This is a genomic window from Actinomadura sp. NPDC049753, from assembly GCF_040674655.1.
In the GTDB taxonomy this organism is placed as follows: domain Bacteria; phylum Actinomycetota; class Actinomycetes; order Streptosporangiales; family Streptosporangiaceae; genus Spirillospora; species Spirillospora verrucosospora.
In genome coordinates, this window is record NZ_JBFARL010000398.1 from 1 (window position 1) to 2,891 (window position 2,891).

Annotated in this window: 1 protein-coding gene; it reads left to right on the forward strand. The window is 75.4% G+C overall.

Translation table 11 applies throughout. The features are described from left to right. Positions 1–94: 94 nt before the first annotated feature. Positions 95–2,891, forward strand: a 2,797-nt coding sequence (locus tag AB0K37_RS41500; RefSeq protein ID WP_363991548.1) for an Rne/Rng family ribonuclease, incomplete at its 3' end; no start/stop codon positions are given.

A 2,891-nucleotide genomic window follows, 5' to 3' on the forward strand; every position in this document is an offset into this window, starting at 1 on the left:
GTCGGGTTCGACGCCGAGCTCGGCGAGGGCCTCGCGGAGATCGCCCCGGACCGGGTCCGGTCCGTCCCGACGCTGGAGGACGCGCTGCCCGAGCTTGGAGGAGACCCCTGCCGAGGCCCCTGCCGAGGCCCCTGCCGCGCAGCCGGAGGCGGCCTCCGCCGAGGAGCCCGCGCCCGCCGAGGAGGCCGCGGCGCCCGCCGGGACGCAGGAGCCGGCCGAGCCGCCGAAGCGGACCCGGACCCGCGCCCGCAAGACCACGAAGGCCGCCGCCGAGACGGCCGAGCCCGTCCCGATGACCGGCGCCGAGACCTCGCCCGAGGCCCCCGCCGAGCCGGTCGCCGAAGAGCCCGCCGAGCAGCCCGCCGAAGAGGCGCCGGCGCCCCGCACCCGGACCCGCCGCCGCCCCGCGAAGGCCGCCGCCGAGGTCCCGTCCGTGCCGCAGGTCCCGGCCGTCCCGGTCGCCGGGGAGGTCCCGGCCCCCGAGCAGGTGTCGGAGACCGAGCCCGCGAGCGGCGTCGGCGTCCCCGGCGTGACGTTCCAGCCGCCGATGGTCGTCTTCCAGCCGCCGCAGCCCAAGGCCGAGGCGCCCGCCCGGCCGAAGGCCGCCGAGGCCGAGCCCGCCGTGCAGGACGCCGGCGAGGAGGACCAGGACCACGGGCCCGCCGACGAGGACGACTCCGAGGACCGCCCGTCCCGCCGTCGCCGCCGCCGCGGCGGCCGCGGCCGCGGCCGCGGCGGCAAGGAGGGCGCCGAGGACGAGGGCGAGGAGACCGAGGGCGAGGTTGAGGCCGAGGCCGAGGAGCCCAGGGAGGAGCAGCCCGCCAAGCCCGCCAGGGCCGCCAAGGGCAAGGCGGCGAAGGGCGGCAAGGCGTCCAAGGCCAAGGAGGACAAGGAGCCCAAGGCCGAGGAGCCCGAGCAGGGCGCCGCCGAGGGCGACGAGGACGACGGGGAGGGCGGCACCAGCCGCCGCCGTCGCCGCCGCAGGCGCCGGTCCGGGGCCGACGGCGAGTCCGGCGGCTCCGACGACCCGCCGAACACCGTCGTGCACGTCCGCACGGCCCGCGAGGAGCGCGCCGCCGCCGAGGACGAGGTCCAGTCCGTCCGGGGCTCGACCCGCCTGGAGGCCAAGAAGCAGCGCCGCCGCGAGGGCCGCGAGCAGGGCCGCCGCCGCCCGCCGGTGATCACCGAGGCGGAGTTCCTGGCCCGCCGCGAGGCCGTCGAGCGGGTCATGGTGGTCCGGCAGGAGGGCGAGCGCACCCAGATCGCCGTCCTTGAGGACGACGTTCTCGTCGAGCACTACGTCAACCGCGCGACGCACCAGTCGTACGTCGGCAACGTCTACCTCGGCAAGGTCCAGAACGTCCTGCCGTCGATGGAGGCGGCGTTCGTCGACATCGGCAAGGGCCGCAACGCCGTGCTGTACGCGGGCGAGGTCAACTGGGACGCCTCCGGGCTGGAGGGCCAGCCCCGCCGCATCGAGTCGGCGCTGAAGTCGGGCCAGTCGGTGCTCGTCCAGGTCACCAAGGACCCGCTCGGCCACAAGGGCGCCCGGCTGACCAGCCAGGTCTCCCTGCCCGGCCGGTACCTGGTCTACGTGCCGGACGGCTCGATGACCGGCATCAGCCGCAAGCTGCCCGACAAGGAGCGCAGCCGCCTCAAGTCGATCCTCAAGAAGGTCATGCCGGAGCAGGCGGGCGTGATCGTGCGGACCGCGGCGGAGGGGGCGACCGAGGAGGAGCTCGCCCGCGACGTCTCGCGCCTGGCCGCCCAGTGGGAGAGCATCCAGAAGAAGGTCAAGACGGCCTCCGCGCCGTCGCTGCTCTACGGCGAGCCCGACCTGACGATCCGGGTGGTCCGCGACATCTTCAACGAGGACTTCTCCAAGCTGGTGGTGTCCGGGGCCGAGGCCTGGGACACCGTCTCCGACTACGTCCAGTACGTCGCCCCCCATCTCGCCGACCGCGTCGAGCGCTGGACCGGCGACCAGGACGCCCTGTCGGCGTTCCGCATCGACGAGCAGATCGCCAAGGCGATGGACCGCAAGGTCTGGCTGCCGTCCGGCGGCTCCCTGGTGATCGACCGCACCGAGGCGATGACGGTCATCGACGTCAACACCGGCAAGTTCACCGGGCAGGGCGGCAACCTGGAGGAGACCGTCACCCGCAACAACCTGGAGGCGGCCGAGGAGATCGTCCGCCAGCTCCGGCTCCGCGACATCGGCGGCATCATCGTCGTCGACTTCATCGACATGGTGCTGGAGAGCAACCGGGACCTGGTGCTGCGCCGCCTCGTGGAGTGCCTGTCGCGGGACCGTACCAAGCACCAGGTCGCCGAGGTCACCTCGCTCGGGCTGGTGCAGATGACCCGCAAGCGGGTCGGCCAGGGACTGCTGGAGGCGTTCTCGGAGACCTGCGAGTCCTGCAACGGCCGCGGCATCCACGTCCACCTGACGCCGGTCGAGCCGAAGGCGGAGAAGGCGGCCGGCAAGGAGTCCGGACGCCGCCGCAAGCGCAAGGGCGAGGTCGAGAAGGCCGTCGAGGAGAAGCTGTCCCGGCACGAGGCCAAGCCCAAGGAGCCCGCGGAGGAGCCCGCCGCCGAGCCCGTGAGGGCGCCCGCCGCCGAGACGGCGCCGGTCGTGGAGGCCGCGCCCGAGCCGGTCCGTTCGCGGCCGAAGAGGTCCAGGCCCGCCAAGCGCCCGGCCGGCCCGCCGCCCGAGATCGACGAGGCGCCGGCGCAGGCCGCCGTGGAGGCCGCCGAGGCCGCCGCGGAGACCGCCGACACCGCGCCGGGCGCGCTGGACTCCGCCGTTCAACTCGCCGGCGGGCTCGCCCGCGGGCTCACCGACGGCCGGCTCGGCACCGTTCGGGTCGACCGGCACCGGCTCGGCGGAG